The organism is Mucilaginibacter pineti (assembly GCF_900101875.1).
In the GTDB taxonomy this organism is placed as follows: domain Bacteria; phylum Bacteroidota; class Bacteroidia; order Sphingobacteriales; family Sphingobacteriaceae; genus Mucilaginibacter; species Mucilaginibacter pineti.
On record NZ_FNAI01000007.1, the window covers coordinates 221638 to 244802 of the forward strand.

Here is a 23165-nt window from a genome sequence, read left to right on the forward strand (position 1 = left end):
GCTAATTTATTACACCACAAAAAAAGCGACTGGCTCATCGCCAATCGCTTTTTGTCTTTATTCCTTGCTCTAAAAATCCTTGTTCTAAAAGTCCTTGCTCTTAAATCCCGAAGGCAGCTTTCACTTTATCAACGTAATCAAGTTTTTCCCAGGTAAAGAGTTCAACTTCGCGTTTTAGTTCGCTGCCATCATGGGCTATAAAGGTTTTTGTTACTGTTTCGTTCGGTTTACCAAAGTGACCGTATGCTGCTGTTTCGCTGTAAATAGGGTTGCGCAGTTTAAAACGGGTTTCAATGGCGTAAGGGGTCATGTTAAAAATCTCCTCTACCTTGGCGGCAATGGCGCCGTCATGAAGGTCCACTTTAGCAGTGCCGTAAGTGTTTACGTAAATACCCATTGGCTGGGCAACGCCTATGGCGTATGACACCTGTACCAATACCTCGTCGCAAACGCCGGCTGCTACCAGGTTTTTGGCAATGTGGCGGGTTGCGTAAGCTGCAGAACGGTCAACCTTTGATGGGTCTTTACCTGAGAATGCACCACCGCCGTGGGCTCCTTTACCGCCGTAGGTATCCACAATAATTTTACGACCGGTTAAGCCTGTATCGCCATGCGGACCGCCGATTACAAATTTGCCTGTTGGGTTAATATGGTATTTTATCTGATCGTTAAAAAAGTGGGCGTATTTAGGGTATTTTGCCTTAACACGCGGAATAAGGATGCTGATAATATCGGCACTGATCTTGGCCAGCATGGTTGCTTCCTCATCAAAATCATCGTGCTGGGTTGATATAACAATGGCATCAATGCGCTGCGGTTTGTTATCGTCGCTATACTCTAAAGTAACCTGCGATTTTGCATCCGGGCGAAGATATTTAATGTCGGTATTTTCTCGGCGGATTGCGGCCAGCTCTAATAATAAAGCGTGGGCAATATCCAAAGCAAGGGGCATATAGTTGTCGGTTTCAACAGTAGCATAGCCAAACATCATCCCCTGGTCGCCGGCGCCCTGCTCTTCGGGTGCTTTGCGTTCAACACCCTGGTTAATATCCGGTGATTGCTCGTGAATGGCCGATAGCACACCGCATGAGCTGCCATCAAACATGTATTCGCCTTTGGTATAGCCAATTTTGTTGATCACCTCACGGGCAATCTTCTGCACATCTAAATATGCTTTTGATTTTACCTCGCCGGCCAAAATAACCTGCCCGGTAGTTACCAGGGTTTCGCAGGCAACTTTTGAATTAGGGTCGAATGCTAAAAAATGATCAATCAGCGCGTCTGAGATCTGGTCGGCAACTTTATCCGGGTGTCCTTCAGATACGGATTCGGAGGTAAATAAATATGGCATATAAATCTTTTTTTACAATTAACGAAAAACAATAAAGCGGGGATTTAAACGGTTCCTTGTAAAAAGAAGCATGGGTTTAGCACTTTTTTACGTGGTTGCAATCCGGCACCGGGGTAATCGGTACAATTAAATCATTCCACTTTCGGGTAGCAAAAATAAAACAAATTTTACAAAGCCGAAAATACATTTACTTTTGATGGTTTAAATAATACATATAGTTGAAACGTAAAGCGTTATTTATAATAAACCCAATTTCGGGCGGGAAGAGCAAGGAGGGGGTGCCTGAGCTTATTGAGGAATGTGCTGCAGGATTTGAGCCGGTGATAGCTTACAGCGACGGCGTATCGCACGCGCGGGTTATTGCAGGTGAGGCAGTTGGGCAGTTTGATATAGTGGTTGCCGTAGGCGGCGATGGTACGGTAAACGAGGTGGCATCGGCCATAGTAGGTACCGATACGGCGCTGGGTATAGTGCCATTTGGCTCAGGCAACGGGCTTTCGCGCTTCCTGGGCATCCCAATGGATCCCCGGAAAGCTATTGAAAACCTGGGCCGCGGCACGGTTGAAGCTATAGATTCGGCCATGTTAAACGGGCAGCCGTTTTTTAATATGGCGGGTATGGGTTTTGATGCGCATATCAGCGAGATATTTTCGCACGGTAAAAAGCGCGGGTTTATCAGCTACATCAAATCATCTATACAAGAGGTGGTAAGCTACGATTCGCAGGGTTACCATATTGAAATTGACGGTAAGGCGATTGATAAAACGGCATTTATGCTCAGTATAGCCAATTCATCACAATACGGTAACAATGTACATATATCACCAAAGGCCACGGTACAGGATGGCTTGCTGGATGTTTGCGTGATAAAACCCTTTCCGTTGTGGCGTTTTCCGGAGATGAGCATGCGCATGCTGCTTAAAGCTACCGAAAGCTCCAGGTATGTAGAGATCATCCGCGGAAAAAAAATTGATATCACCCGTGAGCGTACAGGCCCTATTCACCTGGATGGTGAGCCGCAGATGGCCGGGAACGATATACATATTAATATAGTACCAAATTCGTTAAAGGTTATAGTAGGCCCATCCTATAAAAACTAATATTATGGCTAAAAAGAACTTTACAGGCATCATGTACTCTACCGATCCTGATTTTGAGTACCAGCAGGAGGGAGGGGGGGCCGCGCAAACCCTGCCGCCGCAACAGCAAAACCTCAAAATATACCTGGATAGAAAAGGAGGCAGCAAACTGGTTACCCGGGTTACCGGTTTTATAGGTGCCGATACCGATCTGGAGGCCATTGGCAAAAAGCTAAAAACTAAATGCGGCGTAGGCGGCTCGGTAAAAGATGATGAGATATTGATACAGGGCGATTTCAGGGATAAGATACTTGCCCTGCTGCAAACCGATGGCTATAAGGCTAAAAAGGCCGGGGGATAAGTAATTTAACGTTTTTTAACATATGATAATACGTTTTAGCTGTACCTATGCGTAAACTATACACTAAAACAAATATCAAGCGTTAACGTTAACTACCTACGCAACATTAAAAAACCTACTGTAACACCTTGGTGACAGAAATTTTATACTGCAAGACTTGCTATTATTAAAAAAAATGGTTTTCATTGCAAATAATTGTGTTGCCAACACACAATATTTAAGCGTTTAGGCGTTATTTATATCCAATTGGCAACAAAATGTAATTCGGTATTAAATAATTGTAAAGAATAACATAAAAGATTTTTTTATTTCATTAAAATTCTATTTTTGTTATTCGCTAATGAAGCACACATTTAACTAACTTATAAAATAAACAAAAACTAAAATTAAATTTAAAAGTAATGGCAAACGCACCAACAAAACCAACTACTCCTGTTAAAGAAAGCTCAAGTGCATCGGGCTTGTTTGCGTCTTTAACTATTCCAATTTGCCTGGTTGTGGCAATCCTGATTTTTGTATTCATCCTGGGCGATCCAAGCCACTTTAAAGGTGGTGACGTAAATGGTTACCCATCAGATCCATTTGGACAAGTTCATAGCGGTGGTGTAATTGTACCGGTTATCATGTCGTTCCTATTAATGGTTATCGTTTTCTCTATTGAGCGTTTTGTTGTTATCAGTAAAGCATCTGGTACTGGAAGTGTTGATTCTTTTGTTAGAAAAATACAATCTTTCCTTAACGCAGGTAACATAGCAGCAGCAGCAGCTGAGTGCGACAAACAAAAAGGTTCTGTAGCAAACGTTGTAAAATCGGCATTAAAGAAATATAGTGAAATGGACGCTGAGCCTAACCTGGATGTTGATCAAAAAACTTTAGCTATCCAAAAAGATATTGAAGAAGCAACTGCATTGGAAATGCCAATGTTAGAGCAAAACTTAACTATCATCGCTACATTAGTATCTATCGGTACATTAACCGGTTTATTAGGTACGGTTGTGGGTATGATCCGTGCGTTCGGTTCATTAGCGGTATCAGGTGTACCTAACCAGGTTGAGCTATCTTCACACATCTCTGAAGCGTTGATCAATACTGCATTTGGTATCTTAACATCAGCTATTTCAATTGTAATGTACAACGTGTTTACATCAAAAATTGACAAATTAACTTACGCTATTGACGAAACCGGCTTTAGCATCGTTCAAACATTTGCTGCATCACACAAAAATAAATAAGAATATTTTAGTGCTTGGTTTGCGCTAAAAAACAACCGTTTAAGGCGTAAACAGTTAAATTAATACACACTATATATTTTTAAAAATTTTTAATATGGCAAGGATAAAAGTTCCAAGAAAGAGTACAGCTATTGACATGACCGCCATGTGCGACGTGGCGTTCCTGTTGCTTACTTTCTTCATCATGACTGCAAAGGTGCGTACCGAAGATCCGGTTCCGATTGATGCACCTAAGTCATCCATACAGCAGCCCGTGCCCGAAGCTGATTTCCTGACCATTACTGTTGGTGCGGATAAAGCGTTTTTTGGGCTTGAAGGTACAGATTTACGTAAACAAACTTTAACACAGGTAGGTGAGCTTTATAAAGAATCCTTCACTCCTGATGAGCAGACAAGGTTTTCAACTATCACCTCTTTTGGTGTTCCGGTACTTCAATTGCGCCAGTTTATTGCATTGAGTGCAGATCAACAAAAGAAATACAGCCAGCCAGGTATCCCGAGAGATTCTGTTAGCGCAGAACTTTTTAACTGGATTAAGCAGGCCCGTATAGCAACCAAAGCTTTGCACAACAAAGAATTACGTATAGCTATAAAAGGTGATAGTAAAGAGGCATACCCTGTTATAAAGGATGTGATAGCTATTTTGCAAAAGCAAAAAGTTAACAAGTTTAGTTTAATAACAAACGTTGGCAGCGATGCAGGTGCAGCTGTCGCTAAATAAAGAATCATGGCAGAATTAGATACCTCCGGCGGAGGCAAGAATAAAGGCGGGAAGGTTAGAAGTAAAAAGCAATCTACCCGTATCGATTTAACCGCGATGGTTGATTTGGCTTTCTTACTTATCACATTCTTTATCATGACTACCACATTGGCAAAACCCAAAGCAATGGATTTGGCCATGCCTGATAAGGATGAAAAGATCAAGGATGAAAAACCTATTGCTGCATCACGCTCATTAACCCTTTTACTTGGCAGCGATGACAAGTTGGAGTGGTACATTGGTGAGCCAGGAAAATCAGCACCAGAAATTATTGGTTACGGTAAAGATGGTTTACGTAAATTGCTGGTTGAAAAAGGTAAATCGGTGCAGGAATCAACTGGTAAATGGATGTTTGTTTTAATAAAACCAAGTGATAAATCTGTTTACAAAAACATGGTTGCCGTGCTTGACGAGATCAATATAACCAATGTACAGGGTTATGGTATTGTTGACATCACACCATCTGAAATTGCGGACTTGAAAAAGAACAACCTTTACAACGATACTAAATAATATTACACAACGTTATTAATAATTAAAGCCTTACAGAATGTTTGGATCAAAATTAGACATATTAGATCAGAAATGGATCGACGTTGTTTTTAGTAGCAGAAATAAGGCCTACGGGGCTTATGAACTGAGAAGAGATAACTCCAAAAACACCAACAAGGCGCTTGTTATAGCCATTGTTTTGTTTGTGGTTATAATTTCTATTCCTACTATCATCAACAAGATCAAGGGATTAATCCCCAAAGCTGACCCAAAAGTGAAGATAACAGACGTAGTGCTGTTACCTCCGCCACCAGTGGATCAAACTAAAAAACCACCTCCACCGCCACCAGAACCACCTAAACCAAAGGTGGATCAGATTCGTTTCCCTCCTCCGGTTGTAAAACCAGATAACGAGGTTAAGGAAAAAGATCCGCCAACGATAAAGGAACTTGCAGTAGCCGATCCTGGTCAGAAAGATCAGAAAGGTGACCCTAATGCCGATATCAGGATTGATGAGCCGGTAGGTAACTCAGATATTAAGCAAGTGGTTGAAGAAGATCCGAACAGGATTTTTGCATCAGTTGAGCAAGTACCGGAATTTCCGGGAGGTAACGAAAAATTTGGTTTGTTTTTACAAAAAACCATTCGTTACCCGGCCGTTGCCCGTGAAAACGGAACACAAGGCAGGGTAATTGTAACTTTCGTTTGCGAACGCGATGGTTCATTAACCGACATTAAAGTAACAAGAGGTATTGGCGGCGGTTGCGATGAAGAAGCAGTACGTGCATTAAAACAATCACCAAAATGGAGACCTGGTATTCAAAACGGAAGGCCTGTTCGTGTACAATATAGTGTACCGGTAAGCTTTACCCTGGCCAGCGAAGAATAAAATAATGTCAACAGATTTTAATAAAGAGCAAAAATCGCCCAAAAGGCGGTTTTTGCTTATTTTAGGAACAGCCGCATTTATTTGTATTGTCATTTTTGGCTTAATGATAATATTTTGGGACAGGATCCCGCTACAGCTTCAGCCATACCAGCGCATACTTTTCGGAGTTTTAATAATAGGTTACGGTATCCTGAGGTTCTCGAGGTTATTCAAAAAAGACAAGTATGATGAGGAATAAGATTAACAAATACGCGCTTTTAGCGCTTGCTATGGTTGCGGGCTTAACAGCCTGTAAGCAAAAGGCGGTTAAGTTTTCTACCAAAGATACTTTTCAATCAGGTGAGATAACCCTTGTAGCCGACGAATCATTTGCACCAATTGTAGGCCAGGAGATGTACGTTTTTAAAAGCCGAAACCGCGATGCCAACCCCACAGTACTTTACCGTACCGAAAACAGGGCGGTAAACATGCTCATGAATGACAGTGTAAGGGCCGTAGTGTTATCCCGCGATCTGGATACTGCCGAACGTAATGCTTTAATAAAGCAACAGCTTAGTGTTGAGGTAGTGCGTTTTGCTACAGATGCGGTTACTTTAATAGTAAATAAAACATCTGCAGATACCGTAACTACCGTAAATGAATTAAAAAAGATGCTGAACGGTCAGGCGGGTGTAAATAAAACTATTGTTTTTGACAACCCAAACTCAAGTTTGGTAAGGTATTTGAAAGAGTTTTCGGGTAATAAGGAATTTAAGCAAAAAAACATTTACGCGCTTAAATCAAATAAAGAAGTTATAAAATACGTAAGCGAGCATCCGGATGCCATTGGTATTACCGGTTTTAGCTGGCTCATTGATCCGGATAAAGACTATGCGGATTACGTAAGTAAAGTTAAAATTGTTGGCGTAAAAGACGAAAACAGCAAGAAGTACCCCAACGAGTACTTTAAACCATCGCAAGAATCGCTTGTCTTAAAACAGTACCCTTTAAGCCGGGGCCTGTATATGATCAACTGTTCAAGCAAGGTAGGTTTAACAACCGGTTTTACTACGTTTTTAGCCAGCGATGTAGGACAGCGAATTATATTAAGATCGGGATTATTGCCCGATTCGATACCCCCAAGGGAAATTAATTTAAAAAGTAAACTATAATTTTAAAGATGAAAATGATCAGTAAAATAGCTAAAACGACATTAGGACTGGTACTTATTGGTTCATCATCAGTTTTTGCGCAGAGTTTAGCCGATGCCAAGAAAGCTATTGATGCCGAGCAGTATCAGAAAGCCAAGTCGATGCTTAAAAACCTTACGACCACGCAGGCCGATAAGGACGAAAATTTCTTTTACCTGGGTTGGGTGTATGTTAAACAGGACTACTCCGATTCGGCTAAGGTTGCCTTTAACAAAGGTATTGCCGTAAATCCAAAATCAGGATTAAACTATGCCGGTTTAGGTGCCGCTGCTTTTATTGATAAAGACAGGGCTACCGCAACCACCAATTTTAACCAGGCTATATCACTTGCAGGTAAAAACGTAAAACCGTTTGTATATGTAGGTAAAGCATATTTATTGCCGCTTACTGCCGATGGTAAAGTAACAAAAGACGATGCCAGCGCTGCCCTTGCAGTATTGCAAAAAGGTAAAGTTGTAAACCCTAAAGATGTTGAGCTGCTGGTTACCATTGGCGATGCTTACCGTTCACAGGTACAAAGCAACGAGGCCTACGCCGCATATTCTGATGCTGCCACGCTTGATCCTAAAAACCCTAATGCAAAAGTTGCAACAGGCGTACTATGGAAATTTGCCAACAACTTTGATGGTGCAGAAACACAGTTTAAAGATGCTTTGGCTATTGATCCTAACTTTGGTCCCGCTTACCGCGAATGGGCCGAAACAGATCTTCGCTGGGCTACAACCGATCCCAAAATGGCATCGGAAAAAGTAAAGCAAGCTGCAGATAATTATAAAAAATACCTGAGCTTAACAGATCTTTCTGTTGAATCAAGAATGCGTTATGCCGACTTCCTGATCCAGGCTGGTGATTTTAAAACTTTGCAGGTAGAAGCTACCGCGCTTTCGCAAGCTGCAAATTCAAACTCAAGGGTATATCGTTACTTAGCTTATTCTGCTTACGAAAACAAGGATTATCCTGCCGGTTTAACCGCTATTAATACCTGGTTTCAAAAAGCCGAGCCTAAGCGTATCCTTCCGCGCGATTATTTATACAAAGGTCGTTTGGAGATAGCTTCAAATCAGGATTCAGTAGGTATCAACACCCTGAAGAAAGCTTTGGAGCTTGATAGCACACAAACAGATGTTTACAGCGAGATAGCCAAGTCGCTTTTCCGTCAAAAGAAATATGTTCAGGCTGGTGATGCTTACAGGACGGCAACACTAAAAGCGGGTCGTAGCGTTAAGTTAACAGATTACTTTTACGAAGGGATCAGCTACTACTATGGTTATGATGTGAAATTGCCTAATGCCGATACACTGATAGTGAGAGCAGATAGCGCTTTCAGTTACGTAATGGCAAAGAGCCCTACAACTGCCGATGCTTATTTATACCGCGCCCGTGTTAACGAGCTTAAGGATAAAGACCGTAACAACATTGTAGGTTATGCCAAACCGTTTTATGAAAAATATATCGAAGTAGTATTGGCTAAAGGCGCACCGGATGATAAAACCAAAAAGGCCCTTGCCGAATCATACGCTTACTTAGGTACTATTTACGAGTTTAAAGAAAAGGATGAAGTGAAAGCGGCCGAGAACTTTAATAAAGCAAAGGAAAACGATCCTGCAAATAAACAGGCAGCAGCTTACTTTGCTAAAAAAACCAAGTAATTGAATTGTTGTTAAGAATATGAGGCAAAGCGTAAGGATTTGATAACCTGGGCAGCTTAATTCTTAATTTTAAATAAAATAAAAAAGGCCTCTTGCAAAAGAGGCCTTTTTTATTGTTTATCCATTACTATATTTGCAGCATGGAAGCAGCACAAAGTTTACCGGTTAATTATTTACCCATTATATTTCAAATGATAGTGGCCCTGGGTTTTGTGGTAACAACAATGTTTGTAACACACAAAATTGGCCCTAAGCGTAAAACTAAAGATAAGCTTACCCCTTTTGAGTCGGGTATTGAGGTTGTGGGTAATGCCCGTACACCTATCTCCATTAAATACTTCCTGGTAGCCATACTGTTTGTATTGTTTGATGTGGAGGTAATTTTCATGTATCCATGGGCCGTTAATTTTAAGGCAATGGGCACAAATGGCATGATAGAAATGTTCATTTTTATGGCCACACTTTTATTAGGTTTTATATACGTAATTAAAAAAGGCGCATTAGACTGGGACTAATCGGCCCCACCCAGCCCTTCCCAAAAGGGAGGGCTATAACATCTATGGTTCTTTGATAATTACTTTAAAAACAGGGTTTTCAAAAGTCTCCCCTGTTGGGGGAGATTTAGAGGGGGCTCTTACTAAGTTTAGAACGATTCTAAATATAGCCTCAACCTGTGCATAGTGTACCTTTTACATCGTTATTATTGTAAATTTGCCGTCACTATCCTGCTTTACGGATAGTGATTTTTCTATTAATATAGTTCAATGAGTGATATTCAAATAGTTGATGCCCCTGCTGGAGTAGAAGGCGCCGGATTTTTTGCTACCTCGCTTGATAAAGTAATAGGTTTAGCACGCTCAAACTCATTATGGCCCCTGCCGTTTGCCACCTCATGCTGCGGCATTGAGTTTATGGCTACAATGGCATCTCATTATGATCTTTCGCGTTTTGGAGCCGAGCGTTTAAGCTTTTCGCCACGCCAGGCCGATCTGTTAATGGTTATGGGTACCATCGCCAAAAAAATGGCCCCGGTACTGCGCCAGGTTTACCTGCAAATGGCCGAGCCACGTTGGGTTATGGCTGTTGGTGCCTGCGCATCAAGCGGCGGTATATTTGATACATACTCTGTATTGCAGGGTATAGATGAGGTTATCCCGGTTGATGTTTACGTGCCCGGTTGCCCGCCCCGCCCAGAAGCTATTATCGATGGCTTTATCAACATTCAAAAGCTGGTACAAACAGAAACGCTTCGCAGAAGAAACGAACCTAAGTACCAGGAATTATTAGCTAAATACGGAATCCAATAATGGCTAAGATACCCAACGAAGAGCTTTTAAAAAGAATTGCCGAAAATTTCAGCGACAAGGTAACCACAGTAGGCGAACCTTACGGTTTGCTAACCGTTGAAACCACCCGCGACCAGATCATCGGTCTGCTTACTTTTTTAAAGACCGACGCAGCCCTGAAGTTTATATTTTTAACAGATATTACCGCAATACACTATCCCGAGCAGGAAGGCAAAGAGATTGGCGTTATATACCATTTGCACAGTCTTACCACCAACACCCGCATCAGGATAAAAGTATTTTTGGCCGATGGTGATGTGCACATCCCAACAGCTACCGTACTTTGGAACGGTGCCAACTGGATGGAGCGCGAAACGTATGACTTTTTCGGGGTTATATTTGACGGCCACCCCGATTTGCGCCGCATTTTAAATGTGGATGATATGACCGCTTTCCCGATGCGTAAGGAGTTTCCGCTGGAAGATCCTAACCGGGTTGACAAAAAAGATTACTTCTTCGGAAGATAACATATATAGATTTTAGATTTGAGACATGAGATTTGAGACCATTTCCTTTACAGGTAGCAATTCAAAATCTTATATCTCACGTCTCAAATCTCATATCTAAATTAACAATTTATACTGATGCAAAATCATCCTGTATATACAGATAACGATCCGCAAAACGAGCTATCGACCCTAAACCTGGGCCCAACACACCCTGCAACCCACGGTGTGTTTCAAAACGTGCTGCAGCTTGATGGCGAAAGAATTGTAAGCGGCGTATCAACCATTGGCTACATTCACCGCGCGTTTGAAAAAATTGCCGAACACAGGCCGTTTTACCAGATAACCCCATTAACCGACAGGTTGAACTACTGCTCGTCGCCCATAAACAATATGGGATGGCATATGACGGTAGAAAAACTGCTGGGCATCACCACCCCAAAACGTGTTGATTACCTGCGCGTAATTGTAATGGAGCTGGCCCGTATCTCTGACCACATTATTTGCAACGGTGTATTGGGTGTAGATACAGGTGCTTTCACGGGTTTCCTGTACATGATGGAATTCCGTGAGGCTATTTATGAAATTTATGAAGAGGTGTGCGGAAGCCGCCTTACTACCAATATTGGCCGCATAGGCGGTTTCGAACGTAACTTTAACGCCATTGCCTTTGCAAAGCTGCGTAAGTTTTTAAAGGATTTCCCTAAAACCCTTAAAGAGTTTGAAAGCCTGTTTAACCGCAACCGTATTTTTGTTGACAGGACCAAGGATGTTGCCGCAGTAACGCCCGAAGAAGCATTAAGCTACAGCTGGACGGGGCCCATTTTGCGTGCCACCGGTGTTGATTATGATGTAAGGGTAATGGAACCATACTCGTCATATGAGGAGTTTGAGTTTGAAGTACCCGTAGGTCCTAACGGTGATGTTTACAGCCGCTTTTTGGTACGTAACGAAGAAATGTGGCAAAGCATGCGCATAATTGAGCAGGCGCTAACCAAACTGGAAAAAGAACCAACGGATATATTCCACGCGGATGTACCGGAGTTTTATCTGCCTCCAAAAGAAGATGTTTATAATAACATGGAAGCCCTCATTTATCACTTTAAAATTGTGATGGGCGAGATCCCGACACCAAATACCGAGGTTTATCATTCTGTAGAAGGTGCCAACGGCGAGTTGGGCTTTTATTTAGTGAACGATGGCGGGCGCAGCCCATACCGTTTGCATTTCCGCAGGCCAAGCTTCATCAATTACCAGATGTATGCCCCAATGAGCCGCGGTATGTTATTATCAGATGCAATTATTAACATGAGTAGTTTAAACGTTATAGCCGGAGAATTAGATGCTTAGAGTTGAAGATGCTCAGGTTTCGGTTGAGTTTACGCCGGAACTGCTGAATAAATTTGCCGATATAGTTTCCCGCTATCCAGCCGGAAAACAAAAATCGGGCTTGCTGCCTATACTGCACGAAACCCAGGCCGTTTTTGGCTGGTTAAGTGTAGATGCTATGGATAAAGTTGCCAAGTACCTTGATATTTTACCTATCGAAGTGTACGAGGTGGCATCATTTTATAGCATGTACTTTTTAAGGCCGCAAGGTAAATACGTGCTGGAAGTATGCCGTACCAGCGGCTGCTGCCTGGTAGGTGCCGAAAAGATCATGGATCATATAGAGGCCAAACTGGGTGTTAAAGAAGGTGAAGTTACTGCCGATGGCCTGTTTAGCTGGCGCGGTGTGGAGTGCCTTGCAGCATGTGGCTTTGGCCCCGTACTGCAAATAGGCCCTGAATATACTTTTTACGAAAACCTTACCAATGAATCGGTTGATACACTGATTGGGAATTTGAAAAAAGGAATTAAGGAATAAGGACTTTTGGGACTTGTTGGACTTTAGGACAAAAGGACTTTAAGACAAAGAACGAAAGACTGTAGGACAAAAGATAAAAGATCTCGCTCCACCTCGTAATGACGGAGGCGGAAATAGAGTTTAGAGTTTCAACATTAGAATTTTAACCTTTAGAGTTTAGAATTTTAAAAATTAGATATTAGAATTTAGATATTAGAATTTAAGACAAATGGGTCGCAAATTACTTTTAGAACATATAAACGTACCCGGCATCAACACATTTGATGTTTACCGCTCAAAAGGCGGTTATGCATCTGTGGAGAAGGCACTGAAAACCATGTCGCCCGAGGCGGTGGTTGAGGAAGTGAAGAAGTCGGGCTTACGTGGCCGCGGCGGCGCGGGTTTTCCTACCGGGATGAAGTGGAGCTTTTTGGCCAAGCCAGAGGGTGTGGCACGTTACCTGGTTTGCAACGCCGATGAATCTGAACCCGGTACTTTTAAAGACCGTTACCTGATGACCTATATCCCTCACCTGTTAATTGAGGGGATGATCACATCGAGCTTTGCATTGGGCGCCAATACCTCATTCATATACGTTCGTGGCGAAATGATGCCGCAGATCCGCATACTGGAAAGGGCCATTGCCGAAGCAAAAGCAAAAGGATTTTTAGGAAAAAACATATTAGGATCTGGTTACGACCTGGAACTTTACGTACAACCCGGCGGCGGCGCTTACATCTGCGGTGAAGAAACTGCGTTGTTAGAGTCGCTGGAAGGCAAACGTGGTAATCCGCGTATAAAACCACCATTCCCGGCTATTGCGGGTTTGTATGGCTGCCCAACAGTGGTAAACAATGTTGAATCAATTGCGGCAGTAGTGCCCATCATAAACGAAGGTGGCGACGAATATGCCAAATTAGGTATCGGCCGCAGTACAGGCACCAAGCTTATCTCTGCCGGTGGTAACCTTAAAAAACCGGGTGTATATGAAATAGACCTTGGCCTGCCCGTTGAAGAATTTTTATACAGCGACGAATATTGCGGTGGCATAGCCAACGGCAAACGCCTAAAAGCGGTTGTTGCAGGTGGTTCATCGGTGCCAATTTTACCGGCTAACCTTATCCTGAAAACCCTTAACAACGAACCGCGACTGATGAGCTATGAATCATTGGCCGATGGTGGTTTTGTAAGTGGTACCATGATGGGATCTGGCGGTTTTATTGCTTATGACGAGGATGCGTGTATTGTACGTAATACCTGGAATTTCGCCCGTTTTTACCACCATGAAAGCTGCGGACAATGTTCGCCTTGCCGTGAAGGTACCGGATGGATGGAAAAAGTATTACACCGCCTGGAGCATGGTCATGGTAAAATGAGCGACATGGACCTGCTGGTTGATGTATCTAAAAAGATTGAAGGAAACACAATTTGTCCGCTTGGCGATGCGGCAGCCTGGCCTGTAGCCAGTGCTATCCGTCACTTCAGGGATGAATTTGAATGGCATGTAAGCAACGGAGCCGAAGCGGTAACAAGGAACTACGGACTGGCACATTATGCCGATCCCTTGCCTAAGCCCGAGGTTGTTGCATAAATAAGTCAAAATTAAAAAGTAAAAATTCAAAAACAGGAAGCATTGATTGAAAAGCCTTATGACATCAAACACAGATGTTATCAATTCTCGAAAGAGTTAGTGCAATTCATATCAACAGCTAAATACGAAAGAATATACTTTTCAATTTTTGACCAGCTGCTGAGAAGTGGAACTTCGATTGGAGCAAATATAGTAGAGGCAAAGTCGGGCAGTTCGACTAAAGATTTTAAGAAGTTTTACATTATAGCTCTTAAATCTGCCAATGAAACAAAATACTGGCTATGTCTATTGAGAGACACGGTATTGCAAACTGAAAAAGAACAACTAAATAAGTTGCTGAATGAAGCTGATGAAATATCCAAAATCATCGCATCTATTATCATCAACCTTAAAAGTGAATAATTAGGTCCGTTCAAGAGTAATTTTTGACTTTTGAATTTTTAATTTTGACTTAAAAGATGAAAGTAACCATAGACGGTATACCCGTTGAAGTAGAACCAGGAACAAGCATACTTAATGCCGCAAGGCAAATAGGTGGTGATATTGTGCCGCCTGCTATGTGCTATTACTCCAAGCTTGAGGGCAGTGGCGGTAAATGCCGTACCTGTTTGGTACAGGTGAGCAAAGGGTCTGAAAAGGATCCGCGCCCTATGCCAAAGCTGGTAGCAAGCTGCCGCACAACGGTAATGGATGGCATGGAAGTGAAAAATATCACCTCGCCCGAAGTTATTGAGGCCCGTAAGGGTGTGGTAGAAATGCTGCTGATCAATCACCCGTTGGATTGCCCGGTTTGTGATCAGGCTGGCGAATGTCACCTGCAGGATCTTGGCTTTGAGCATGGCGCTGTTAAAACCCGCTATGAGTTTGACCGCCGCACGTTTGATAAAGTAGATATTGGCGATAAAATACAGCTGCACATGACGCGCTGCATCCTGTGCTACCGCTGCGTTTTCACTGCCGATCAGATCACCAACACCCGTTTACACGGTATCCTGAACAGGGGCGATCATTCAGAAATTTCAACTTATATCAGCAAAGCGGTTGACAACGATTTCTCGGGTAACATTATTGATGTTTGTCCGGTAGGGGCGTTAACCGATAAAACCTTCCGCTTTAAAAACCGTGTGTGGTTCACCAAACCGGTTGAGGCACGCCGTGATTGCGATCACGAAAAATGCAAGGGAGAAGTAACGCTTTGGTACAAAGGCGAAGATGTTATCCGGGTTACTGCACGCAAGGATGTTTATGGCGAGGTGGAAGACTTTATTTGCAACACCTGCCGCTTTGATAAAAAGAAAACTGCCGACTGGGTAATTGAAGGCCCCCGTAAGGTATCGCATAAATCGGTTATCAGCTCAAATCATTATGAGTTTACGCCGCTGCCGGTTGTTAAAACCAACCCGGTATTGATGGAAGCGAACAAAGAACAATTTGAAAGAGACACACGCTTATAATGGGATTAGCAGATATATTAATAAAATTTGGACTGATACTGATCATTTTCGTTATCAGTTTGGTGATGGCCATGTACTCAACCTATGCCGAGCGTAAGGTTGCCGCATTTTTTCAGGATAGGATAGGCCCTAACCGTGCAGGCCCATGGGGTATTTTACAACCTTTGGCCGATGGTGGCAAGATGTTTTTGAAAGAAGAGATCATCCCAACCAACGCAACGCCATTCCTGTTTATCGTTGGCCCTTCACTGGCTATATTAACGGCTTGTATAGGTTCGGCGGTTATCCCGTGGGGGCAAACAATGCTTATCGGTGGTTACCCTGTTGATTTACAGGTTACCGATATTAACGTTGGTGTGCTGTACATCTTCGGTGTGGTATCATTAGGCGTTTACGGTGTAATGATAGGCGGCTGGGCATCAAACAACAAATACTCGTTGTTAGGTGCTATCCGCGCGGCCTCGCAAAACATCAGTTATGAAATTTCGATGGGTTTATCCATCATCGCTCTGCTGATGCTTACCGGTACTTTAAGCCTGCGCGAAATTGCAGAACAACAGCATAGCTGGCACTGGAATGTATTACGCCAGCCAATTGGTTTCATCCTGTTTATAGTATGCGCCTTTGCCGAAACCAACCGTACCCCATTTGATTTACCCGAGTGCGAAACCGAGCTGGTAGGTGGTTATCATACCGAATACTCATCAATGAAACTGGGTTTTTACCTGTTTGCAGAGTATATTAATATGTTCATATCATCGGCGGTAATGGCTACCTTATACTGGGGCGGTTATAACTATCCGGGTATGGATTGGGTTGCAGCGCATACAGGACCGGCCCTTGGACCGCTTATCGGCGTTGGCATCTTCTTTATAAAGATCATCCTGTTCATCTTCTTTTTTATGTGGGTACGCTGGACAATCCCGCGTTTCCGCTACGATCAGCTGATGGACCTGGGCTGGAAAATATTGATACCATTGGCTATTGCCAATATTGTGCTTACCGGAGTTGGTAGCACATTACTTACACATTTTGGATATTAAAATGGAATCATTAACCAATAAGAAAAAGGTACTGGAAGTAAAGCCGCTCAACTTTTTAGAGCGTGCTTACCTGCCTGCAATTGCAAGCGGTTTGGCCACTACCATGAAGCACTTTTTCAAGAAACCGGTAACTATCAGTTATCCTGAAGAAAAACGTGAATTTTCTGAGAACTTTCGTGGTATGCACTCGCTAAAGCGCGATGAGAATGGTAAAGAACGCTGTACCGCCTGCGGTTTATGCGCGCTTTCATGCCCGGCCGAAGCTATCACCATGACTGCGGCCGAACGTCAGCCGGGTGAGGAAAATTTGTATCGCGAAGAAAAGTACGCTGCTGTTTACGAAATAAACATGCTGCGCTGCATTTTTTGCGGCTTGTGCGAAGAAGCCTGCCCTAAAGAAGCCATTTACCTGGATGGCGATATTGTACCTGCCGATTACCTGCGTAAAGATTTTATTTACGGTAAAGACAAATTAGTAGAGGCGCCCTTAAATCAATAAAGAAGTTTTATACCTTTGCCCAACTCTTTTAAGAGGGCATAGGTATTTTGTAAATATAAACATGAGTACATTTTACTTCATCGCATTTTTGTCCATATTCTTTTCGATATTGGTTATCTCGGCCAAAAATCCGGTACATAGTATCCTTTATCTTATACTTACCTTTTTTACGTTCACCATACATTATATTTTAATGAACGCCCAGTTTTTGGCGATAGTTAACTTTATAGTGTACATGGGCGCTATCCTGGTATTGTTCCTGTACACGCTGATGCTCATTAACCTTAATAAGGATAGCGAGCCGGTTAAACCGTTCATGATAAAGTTTGCGGGTGTATTTGGCGGTGGTATACTGGCGGTAGCCTTAGCGGCTTCGCTTAAATCACTTGGCGCATCTGATCCCGTGATACTTAAAAACCCCGATCTGGGCCTGGTGAAAAACCTGGGTAAAGTATTGTTTAACGAATTTTTACTGCCGTTTGAAGTATCGTCGGTATTGCTGTTATCGGCAATGGTTGGCGCGGTATTACTGGCTACAAAAGACCCTAAAACTGCTGCATAATGGAAAGTTTAACAAATACCATACACGCGGTGCCGCTTAATCATTACATATTATTAAGCACCATTATTTTTTCGATAGGCGTAATGGGCGTATTGATCCGCCGTAATGCTATCGTAATATTTATGTCGGTTGAGCTGATGCTTAATGCGGTAAACCTGTTGCTAACCGCGTTTTCCGTTTATATGGGCGATGCAAGCGGTCAGGTTTTCGTATTTTTTATTATGGCGCTTGCCGCCGCCGAGGTAGCCGTAGGGCTGGCCATCATTGTAATGATCTACCGTAATACAAACTCGATAGACATTAACGTGCTGAACAGGCTGAAATGGTAATGCCCACCGGCCTCCTGAAGGGGGAGGGTATAAACAAAGTAATCAAGATTGCTCAATAGAGCAGATTTATATATAAAACATAAACAAACAAAACTTTTAAAGTCTCACCCTTTAGGGGGGAGATTTAGAGGGGGCATACATAACATGGATAAATTTATCTGGCTTATTCCCATATTACCGTTAACCGGTTTTATTATTAACGGACTTGGCCGCAATTCATTTTCAAAAAACTTAATAGGCTTAATAGGCAGCTTACTGGTATTGGTATCTTTTGGGTTAAGCATTGCGGTGTTCTTCCAAATAAAAGCAACGGGCGTACCTATCAACGTTAATTATTTCGATTGGATCAATGCAGGCCCTATCAAAATCCCCTTCGCGTTTTTGGTAGATCAGCTAAGTTCAATTATGCTGCTTATCATTACGGGCGTAGGCTTTCTTATCCACCTGTATTCAATAGGTTATATGCATGACGATGAAGGTTTCGGCAAGTTTTTCGCTTACCTTAACCTGTTTGTGTTCTTTATGCTTTTACTGGTATTAGGCTCCAACTATATTGTAATGTTTGTAGGCTGGGAGGGGGTAGGTTTATGCTCATACCTGCTTATCGGTTTTTGGTACAGCAATCCAAGCTATGCCGATGCCGCCAAAAAAGCCTTCATCATGAACCGTATAGGCGATCTTGGTTTCCTGATAGGTGTGTTCATTATATTTTATGCATTTGGCAGTGCAAACTTTGCCGATGTTTTCCCTAAAGCCGCTACCATGAAAGTAGGCACAGGTACACTTTACCTGATTACCTTTATGTTGTTTGTAGGTGCTGTTGGTAAATCGGCACAATTACCATTATTTACCTGGCTGCCCGATGCAATGGCGGGCCCAACCCCGGTTTCGGCATTGATACACGCTGCTACCATGGTAACGGCAGGTATCTACATGATAGCCCGCTCTAATATATTCTACAGCCTGTCGCCAGATGTTATGGAGATAGTGGCTATAGTAGGTTTGGCAACGGCTTTATTCGCCGCGCTTATTGCACTTACCCAAACAGATATTAAAAAGGTACTGGCTTATTCAACCGTATCGCAGTTAGGTTATATGTTTTTAGGTTTGGGTGTTGGTGCTTACACAGGTGCTTTCTTCCACGTATTAACACATGCTTTCTTTAAGGCATTATTGTTCCTGGGTGCAGGTTCTGTTATCCACGCCATGGGCGGCGAACAGGATATGCGCAAAATGGGCGGTTTAAAAGGAAAAATAAAAATCACCTTTTGGACAATGATGATAGGCACCATTGCCATATCGGGTATCCCCCCATTCTCGGGTTTCTTTTCAAAAGACGAAATTTTAGCACACGCTTTTGCGCACAGCACTACATTTTACGTAGTAGGGGTGTTTACAGCAATGCTTACCTCTTTCTATATGTTCCGGATGATGTACCTTACTTTTTACGGAAAATTCCGCGGTACACATGACCAGGAGCACCATGTACATGAGTCGCCGGCTACCATGACCATACCTTTGGTGGTATTGGCTATACTTTCAATAGTAGGTGGTTTTATTGGTGTACCCGAAGTATTGGGCGGTCATCATGAATTAGGTGCTTACCTTGCACCAGTATTTAAAGCATCTGAAGCAATATTGCCAAAAGGCGAGCTGACAGCCAGTACAGAAAAACTGCTGATGGGTATTTCTGTAGGTGTTGCCCTTGTAGCTTTAATATACGCTTACATTAAATATGTGAAGAATGGCAGCCTGCCGGTTGCCGATACCGAGGAACGTCCGGCTTTAACCGGATTGTCATACAATAAGTTTTATGTAGATGAGCTGTATGATTTCCTGGTACGCAAGCCGCTTGATTTCCTGTCAGACTTTTTTTACAACATTGTGGAGCGCCTGGGTATTGATGGCCTGGTGAACGGTGTTGGTAAAGGTACTATTGAAACCAGCAAGGGCCTGCGTTTATTGCAAACAGGTAACGTAGGTTTCTACATATTTATAATGGTATTGGGTATCATAGCTGTATTAGCTTACAGCATATTTGGATTAACTAAAATATAAACGATAAGCGTTTACAACATAACATGACTGTTAGTATATTAATTTTTTTACCGGTAGTAGCCGCAGTTATAGTAGCCTTATTAAAAAATGAGGTTGCCAAATACGCCGCGCTATTTTTCTCCCTTGCCGAACTGGTAGTAGCCGGCATATTTTTAAGCCGCTTTGTACCCGATGCGTCAACGCAGTTTGCTATTGATGTTCCGTGGATCTCCAGGTTTGGGATTTATTTTGCCGCAGGTATAGATGGTATCAGCATGATACTGGTGTTGCTCACCACCGTGCTTGTGCCGCTTATTATATTATCAACCTATAAGCACGAATACAAAAATGCCAGTGCGTTTTACGCCCTCATCCTGTTTATGCAGGCTGGTATGCTGGTTGTATTTACCGCATTAGACGGATTTTTGTTTTACGTTGGATGGGAAGCCGCGCTTATCCCTATCTACTTCATCTGCGCCCTTTGGGGTGGCGAAAACCGGATCCGCATTACACTTAAGTTTTTCATATACACGTTTGCAGGTTCGTTGTTTATGCTGATAGCTATTATCTATCTGTATTTGCAATCGCCCGATAAAACTTATGATCTGCACCAGCTTTATAACTTGAAGTTAAGTGCGGCGCACCAGTCGATCGTGTTCTGGGGTTTCTTTGTGGCCTTTGCCATTAAAATGCCTTTGTTCCCTTTCCACACCTGGCAGCCCGATACTTATACCGAAGCACCTACAGGTGGTACCATGATGTTATCTGGTATTATGCTAAAAATGGGTATCTATGGTGTTATCCGCTGGTTAATACCAAACGCGCCGATTGGTTTTATCCATTACCAGGTATTGATCATCGTACTGGCGGTAATAGGTATTGTTTACGCATCTATCATAGCATTTAAACAAAAAGATGGTAAGCGCCTGGTAGCTTATTCATCTATAGCACACGTTGGTCTTATAGCTGCAGGTATATTTGCCTGGAACGCGCAAGGCCTGCAAGGTGCCCTGATACAAATGCTTAACCACGGTATTAACGTGGTGGGTATGTTCTTTATCTGGGATATCATTAGCAGGAGATTAAACACACGGGATATCAGTCAGCTTGGCGGTATTGCCAAAGTGGCGCCGCAGTTTGCCATAGCGTTTTTAATTATAGTATTGGGTACAGTAGGTTTACCGCTAACCAACGGTTTTGTGGGCGAGTTTTTATTGCTGAACGGCGTATTCCAGTTCAGTGCTAATCATTACCACAACCTGGTGCTGGCAGTTATTGCAGGTACAACCATCATATTAGGAGCGGTTTATATGCTGCGGATGTACAAAAATGTAATGCAAGGCGAAACAAACGAACTAACCGCCACCTTTACAGACATCCACGGATCAGAGAAACTGGTATTGATTATCATTTGTGTACTTATCATTGGCTTAGGCGTATACCCAGGCCCGGTAATGCATTTATCTGAAGCCGCAGTTGATAATTTGGTGAAGATGTTAAATACGAAACTCATATAGTAGAGTTTTATAAACAGCAAATAAGAATTAATAAAAATATAGCGCTTACGATTTAGAATTTAGGTTTTACAATTTACGGAGCTTTTAAAAAGAAGAATGAATACTTTAATCATCATATCTGTTTTACCAATAGTGCTTTTGTACCTGGGCTTATATAAGGCTACCAAGGCTTTATTGCCGGTTACTGTTATTGGCTTATTTGCGGCGTTGGGTTGCGCAATTGCGTCTTATTCAAAACCTGATGTGGCACAGCCAATTTATCACGGTATGATGTTGTTCAACAACTTTTCGGTGGCTTTTTCGGCGGTAACTATTATTGCCACTATTCTTATCCTGATGCTGTCTGGGGGATATTTTGAAAAGATCAGCAGGAATGTGGCCGAGTATTATGCTATCATCCTGTTTTCATTGGCGGGTATTATAGTGATGGTATCCTTCAATAACCTTGTTATGCTGTTCATCGGTATCGAGATCATGTCGGTAAGTTTATATATCCTGGCAGGTATCAAGAAAAGCGATTTTGCCTCAAACGAAGCCGCTTTAAAATACTTCCTGATGGGGGCATTCTCCACAGGTTTCCTGCTGTTCGGTATCACGCTTATCTATGGTTCATCGGCCTCATTTGATCTTGACGTTATCCGCGACTGGGTAGTTTCCCATCCGCATATTAACCCAATGTTCTATACGGGTATCGGACTGATCATTGTTGGTCTATGCTTTAAAGTAGGTGCAGCCCCCTTCCACTTCTGGACACCGGATGTATACGAAGGTTCGCCAACGCTTATTACCGCGTTCATGTCTACAGTAGTAAAAACAGCCGGCTTCGCAGCGTTCCTGCGTTTGTTTTCGGCCTGCTTTGCGCCATTGTCAGACTTTTGGGTGCCTATCCTGCTGGTTATTACAGTGCTTACCTTGTTTATTGGCAACATAACCGCCTTATATCAGCAAAGCTTTAAAAGGATGCTGGCTTTCTCCAGTATCTCACATGCAGGCTACCTGCTGTTTGCTATAGTGGCATTAGGCGCAGGCTCTGCAAACTCGGTATTTATTTACGCTACGGCTTATTCAATTGCTTCTATCATCGCCTTTGGTGCGCTTATACTGGTACAACAGCAAAACGGCAGCGACAACTTCGAGAGCTTTAATGGCCTCGCCAAAAAGAACCCTTTCCTTGCGTTGGTACTTACCATAGCCATGCTTTCATTGGCTGGTATACCGCTTACTGCAGGGTTTATAGGCAAGTTTTTCATGTTTAGCGGCGCGTTGGCCAAGTACCAGGTTTGGCTGGTTATTATAGCTGCGGTGAATGCTATCATCAGTATCTTTTACTACTTCAGGGTTATTGTTGCCATGTACTTTCGCCCGGTTGACCGTGCCGAAGTTACGGTGCCAGCCTACTATAAAGTGGTATTTGTACTGTCTGCATTAGCTACCATCATTATCGGTATCTATCCCGATTTTATTGCCAGCTTCATTTAATCAATAACTGATA

Annotated in this window: 25 protein-coding genes; 24 read left to right on the forward strand and 1 reads right to left on the reverse strand. The window is 42.7% G+C overall.

Annotation, left to right across the window (positions count from 1 at the left end; genetic code table 11):
• Positions 1-100: 100 nt before the first annotated feature.
• The gene (gene metK / locus BLS59_RS16470) at positions 101-1351 is read right to left on the reverse strand and encodes a methionine adenosyltransferase (RefSeq protein ID WP_091150572.1); all 1251 of its coding nucleotides are present in this window, start codon (positions 1349-1351) and stop codon (positions 101-103) included.
• Positions 1352-1569: 218 nt separating this feature from the next.
• On the opposite strand from metK, the gene BLS59_RS16475 reads away from it, so the two are divergent.
• The 24 genes from BLS59_RS16475 (at position 1570) to BLS59_RS16590 (ending at position 23152) form a co-directional block, all read left to right on the forward strand.
• On the forward strand, positions 1570-2451 hold the full coding sequence (locus tag BLS59_RS16475; RefSeq protein ID WP_091150574.1) for a diacylglycerol/lipid kinase family protein: 882 nt from the start codon (positions 1570-1572) through the stop codon (positions 2449-2451).
• 4 nt (positions 2452-2455) lie between these two features.
• A complete protein-coding gene (locus BLS59_RS16480) occupies positions 2456-2791 on the forward strand; it encodes a translation initiation factor (protein ID WP_091150576.1) in 336 nt (111 codons plus the stop codon).
• A 401-nt stretch (positions 2792-3192) separates the two neighbouring features.
• Complete coding sequence (locus BLS59_RS16485) at positions 3193-4023, forward strand: MotA/TolQ/ExbB proton channel family protein (RefSeq protein ID WP_091150578.1); 831 nt, start codon at positions 3193-3195, stop codon at positions 4021-4023.
• A 94-nt stretch (positions 4024-4117) separates the two neighbouring features.
• A complete protein-coding gene (locus BLS59_RS16490) occupies positions 4118-4744 on the forward strand; it encodes an ExbD/TolR family protein (RefSeq protein ID WP_091150579.1) in 627 nt (208 codons plus the stop codon).
• 6 nt (positions 4745-4750) lie between these two features.
• Positions 4751-5296 (forward strand): ExbD/TolR family protein, encoded by a 546-nt coding sequence (locus BLS59_RS16495; protein WP_091150581.1) that lies wholly within the window; start codon positions 4751-4753, stop codon positions 5294-5296.
• Between the two features lie 37 nt (positions 5297-5333).
• The gene (locus BLS59_RS16500) at positions 5334-6164 is read left to right on the forward strand and encodes an energy transducer TonB (RefSeq protein ID WP_091150584.1); all 831 of its coding nucleotides are present in this window, start codon (positions 5334-5336) and stop codon (positions 6162-6164) included.
• A 4-nt stretch (positions 6165-6168) separates the two neighbouring features.
• Positions 6169-6402 (forward strand): hypothetical protein, encoded by a 234-nt coding sequence (locus BLS59_RS16505; RefSeq protein ID WP_091150585.1) that lies wholly within the window; start codon positions 6169-6171, stop codon positions 6400-6402.
• The gene (locus BLS59_RS16510; protein ID WP_091150587.1) at positions 6389-7315 is read left to right on the forward strand and encodes a PstS family phosphate ABC transporter substrate-binding protein; all 927 of its coding nucleotides are present in this window, start codon (positions 6389-6391) and stop codon (positions 7313-7315) included. The genes BLS59_RS16505 and BLS59_RS16510 overlap by 14 nt, the downstream gene beginning before the upstream one ends.
• Positions 7316-7323: 8 nt before the next feature.
• On the forward strand, positions 7324-9003 hold the full coding sequence (locus tag BLS59_RS16515) for a tetratricopeptide repeat protein (protein ID WP_091150589.1): 1680 nt from the start codon (positions 7324-7326) through the stop codon (positions 9001-9003).
• Positions 9004-9143: 140 nt separating this feature from the next.
• The gene (locus BLS59_RS16520) at positions 9144-9518 is read left to right on the forward strand and encodes an NADH-quinone oxidoreductase subunit A (RefSeq protein WP_091150591.1); all 375 of its coding nucleotides are present in this window, start codon (positions 9144-9146) and stop codon (positions 9516-9518) included.
• Between the two features lie 249 nt (positions 9519-9767).
• Entirely contained in the window at positions 9768-10310 is a 543-nt protein-coding gene (locus BLS59_RS16525) for an NADH-quinone oxidoreductase subunit B (RefSeq protein WP_091150593.1), read from the forward strand.
• Positions 10310-10816, forward strand: a complete 507-nt coding sequence (locus BLS59_RS16530; protein ID WP_091150595.1) for an NADH-quinone oxidoreductase subunit C — start codon at positions 10310-10312, stop codon at positions 10814-10816. The genes BLS59_RS16525 and BLS59_RS16530 overlap by 1 nt, the downstream gene beginning before the upstream one ends.
• A 117-nt stretch (positions 10817-10933) precedes the next feature.
• On the forward strand, positions 10934-12145 hold the full coding sequence (locus tag BLS59_RS16535; protein WP_205411291.1) for an NADH-quinone oxidoreductase subunit D: 1212 nt from the start codon (positions 10934-10936) through the stop codon (positions 12143-12145).
• Positions 12138-12662, forward strand: a complete 525-nt coding sequence (locus BLS59_RS16540; protein ID WP_091150598.1) for an NADH-quinone oxidoreductase subunit NuoE family protein — start codon at positions 12138-12140, stop codon at positions 12660-12662. Before BLS59_RS16535 ends, BLS59_RS16540 begins: the two co-directional genes overlap by 8 nt.
• A 208-nt stretch (positions 12663-12870) precedes the next feature.
• Positions 12871-14232 carry an NADH-quinone oxidoreductase subunit NuoF gene (gene nuoF / locus BLS59_RS16545; RefSeq protein WP_091150600.1) on the forward strand — a complete coding sequence of 454 codons (1362 nt, stop codon included), beginning with the start codon at positions 12871-12873 and terminating at the stop codon, positions 14230-14232.
• Between the two features lie 42 nt (positions 14233-14274).
• Positions 14275-14634: a four helix bundle protein gene (locus BLS59_RS16550; RefSeq protein WP_162842656.1), complete on the forward strand. Its 360-nt coding sequence runs from the start codon at positions 14275-14277 to the stop codon at positions 14632-14634.
• A 56-nt stretch (positions 14635-14690) separates the two neighbouring features.
• Positions 14691-15686, forward strand: coding sequence for an NADH-quinone oxidoreductase subunit G (locus tag BLS59_RS16555; RefSeq protein WP_091150604.1), 996 nt, complete (start codon positions 14691-14693; stop codon positions 15684-15686).
• Positions 15686-16729, forward strand: coding sequence for an NADH-quinone oxidoreductase subunit NuoH (gene nuoH, locus BLS59_RS16560; protein WP_091150606.1), 1044 nt, complete (start codon positions 15686-15688; stop codon positions 16727-16729). The genes BLS59_RS16555 and nuoH overlap by 1 nt, the downstream gene beginning before the upstream one ends.
• 1 nt (position 16730) lies before the next feature.
• The gene (locus BLS59_RS16565) at positions 16731-17228 is read left to right on the forward strand and encodes a NuoI/complex I 23 kDa subunit family protein (RefSeq protein WP_091150608.1); all 498 of its coding nucleotides are present in this window, start codon (positions 16731-16733) and stop codon (positions 17226-17228) included.
• 61 nt (positions 17229-17289) lie between these two features.
• The gene (locus BLS59_RS16570; RefSeq protein WP_162842657.1) at positions 17290-17790 is read left to right on the forward strand and encodes an NADH-quinone oxidoreductase subunit J family protein; all 501 of its coding nucleotides are present in this window, start codon (positions 17290-17292) and stop codon (positions 17788-17790) included.
• Positions 17790-18119: an NADH-quinone oxidoreductase subunit NuoK gene (nuoK, locus tag BLS59_RS16575; RefSeq protein WP_091150612.1), complete on the forward strand. Its 330-nt coding sequence runs from the start codon at positions 17790-17792 to the stop codon at positions 18117-18119. Before BLS59_RS16570 ends, nuoK begins: the two co-directional genes overlap by 1 nt.
• 144 nt (positions 18120-18263) lie before the next feature.
• Entirely contained in the window at positions 18264-20177 is a 1914-nt protein-coding gene (nuoL, locus tag BLS59_RS16580; protein WP_091150614.1) for an NADH-quinone oxidoreductase subunit L, read from the forward strand.
• Positions 20178-20200: 23 nt separating this feature from the next.
• Positions 20201-21673, forward strand: a complete 1473-nt coding sequence (locus BLS59_RS16585; protein ID WP_091150616.1) for a complex I subunit 4 family protein — start codon at positions 20201-20203, stop codon at positions 21671-21673.
• A gap of 96 nt (positions 21674-21769) precedes the next feature.
• On the forward strand, positions 21770-23152 hold the full coding sequence (locus BLS59_RS16590) for an NADH-quinone oxidoreductase subunit N (RefSeq protein WP_091150618.1): 1383 nt from the start codon (positions 21770-21772) through the stop codon (positions 23150-23152).
• Positions 23153-23165 lie beyond the last annotated feature (13 nt).

Coding starts and splice junctions, on each gene's coding strand:
- metK (WP_091150572.1), bottom strand. CDS start 1,351: ATGCCATATTTATTTACCTCCGAATCCGTATCTGAAGGACACCCGGAT.
- BLS59_RS16480 (WP_091150576.1), top strand. CDS start 2,456: ATGGCTAAAAAGAACTTTACAGGCATCATGTACTCTACCGATCCTGAT.
- BLS59_RS16485 (WP_091150578.1), top strand. CDS start 3,193: ATGGCAAACGCACCAACAAAACCAACTACTCCTGTTAAAGAAAGCTCA.
- BLS59_RS16490 (WP_091150579.1), top strand. CDS start 4,118: ATGGCAAGGATAAAAGTTCCAAGAAAGAGTACAGCTATTGACATGACC.
- BLS59_RS16495 (WP_091150581.1), top strand. CDS start 4,751: ATGGCAGAATTAGATACCTCCGGCGGAGGCAAGAATAAAGGCGGGAAG.
- BLS59_RS16500 (WP_091150584.1), top strand. CDS start 5,334: ATGTTTGGATCAAAATTAGACATATTAGATCAGAAATGGATCGACGTT.
- BLS59_RS16505 (WP_091150585.1), top strand. CDS start 6,169: ATGTCAACAGATTTTAATAAAGAGCAAAAATCGCCCAAAAGGCGGTTT.
- BLS59_RS16510 (WP_091150587.1), top strand. CDS start 6,389: ATGATGAGGAATAAGATTAACAAATACGCGCTTTTAGCGCTTGCTATG.
- BLS59_RS16515 (WP_091150589.1), top strand. CDS start 7,324: ATGAAAATGATCAGTAAAATAGCTAAAACGACATTAGGACTGGTACTT.
- BLS59_RS16520 (WP_091150591.1), top strand. CDS start 9,144: ATGGAAGCAGCACAAAGTTTACCGGTTAATTATTTACCCATTATATTT.
- BLS59_RS16525 (WP_091150593.1), top strand. CDS start 9,768: ATGAGTGATATTCAAATAGTTGATGCCCCTGCTGGAGTAGAAGGCGCC.
- BLS59_RS16530 (WP_091150595.1), top strand. CDS start 10,310: ATGGCTAAGATACCCAACGAAGAGCTTTTAAAAAGAATTGCCGAAAAT.
- BLS59_RS16535 (WP_205411291.1), top strand. CDS start 10,934: ATGCAAAATCATCCTGTATATACAGATAACGATCCGCAAAACGAGCTA.
- BLS59_RS16540 (WP_091150598.1), top strand. CDS start 12,138: ATGCTTAGAGTTGAAGATGCTCAGGTTTCGGTTGAGTTTACGCCGGAA.
- nuoF (WP_091150600.1), top strand. CDS start 12,871: ATGGGTCGCAAATTACTTTTAGAACATATAAACGTACCCGGCATCAAC.
- BLS59_RS16555 (WP_091150604.1), top strand. CDS start 14,691: ATGAAAGTAACCATAGACGGTATACCCGTTGAAGTAGAACCAGGAACA.
- nuoH (WP_091150606.1), top strand. CDS start 15,686: ATGGGATTAGCAGATATATTAATAAAATTTGGACTGATACTGATCATT.
- BLS59_RS16565 (WP_091150608.1), top strand. CDS start 16,731: ATGGAATCATTAACCAATAAGAAAAAGGTACTGGAAGTAAAGCCGCTC.
- BLS59_RS16570 (WP_162842657.1), top strand. CDS start 17,290: ATGAGTACATTTTACTTCATCGCATTTTTGTCCATATTCTTTTCGATA.
- nuoK (WP_091150612.1), top strand. CDS start 17,790: ATGGAAAGTTTAACAAATACCATACACGCGGTGCCGCTTAATCATTAC.
- nuoL (WP_091150614.1), top strand. CDS start 18,264: ATGGATAAATTTATCTGGCTTATTCCCATATTACCGTTAACCGGTTTT.
- BLS59_RS16585 (WP_091150616.1), top strand. CDS start 20,201: ATGACTGTTAGTATATTAATTTTTTTACCGGTAGTAGCCGCAGTTATA.
- BLS59_RS16590 (WP_091150618.1), top strand. CDS start 21,770: ATGAATACTTTAATCATCATATCTGTTTTACCAATAGTGCTTTTGTAC.